The organism is Vibrio sp. 704 (genome assembly GCF_033339295.1).
The window spans coordinates 1-725 of the sequence record NZ_JAWOUH010000402.1; the positions used below are offsets into that span (position 1 = coordinate 1).

The following is a 725-nucleotide window of genomic DNA, read 5'->3' on the forward strand; positions in this document are numbered from 1 at the left end:
GGAGTTGGCAAGTGGGGATGGGTTGGCTGACTCCAAAAAGCGCAAGACCATCGGAATCGATAGACGAATTAATCCCGACACACCCGAATTGGAACAGCGAGTTTTGGAACCGTTATACCCAATGGTTACCACCAAGCTACGCTGCCCACTTGAGTTTGCAGCGCATTAAACAGTGGCAAGCGATTTATCGATTTCTCTATAACTACTCAGCCATGCAATCACCACCAAAAGTTGGGGTGGATGAGATCGACCTGTCTCGCGTCGATAGCATAGCCGAATCAATCAATCGCTCGGTAAACGCTCCTGTGCACCTTTGAACGCTCGAACAAGAAGGCTTCATCAAAACCGATGTTGTTTGAAATGCTGGATCTCAGATACGACTTTTAGCCATTAGCCAAGTGATTCAATGGGAATGATTTGCTGAAACTTAGCATGAAGATCTGTAAGCGCAGCTTCAACATCTGGTTCTGCTCGGCTTAAATGTGCGATTAGCGTCATGAAGTAGCAGTCAAAAATCAACGGCATTTTGTCTTCAAGAACAGAACCTACGCTCGCAGATTGAAACAAAGCTTGGTTAAACGACTGGTAATAATCCAAATCCCAAATCACCTCTTTCAATAAGGCTCGGCTCAACTCGACGTTCGCAAAATAGTAGCGATAGTATTTCTCCGTCAGCGCCAAACCAATGTCGATAGCTGTCTTACCTTCCACACTGACTAGCGTCT

The 725-nt window shown here is 45.8% G+C and carries 2 pseudogenes; one reads left to right on the forward strand and one right to left on the reverse strand.

From position 1 onward, the window contains the following. Nucleotides 1-317 (forward strand): annotated as a pseudogene (locus R7R24_RS26730) (hypothetical protein); the annotation flags it as partial. Nucleotides 318-390: 73 nt separating this feature from the next. Here R7R24_RS26730 and R7R24_RS26735 read toward each other — a convergent pair. Next, nucleotides 391-725 (reverse strand): annotated as a pseudogene (locus tag R7R24_RS26735) (TetR/AcrR family transcriptional regulator); the annotation flags it as partial.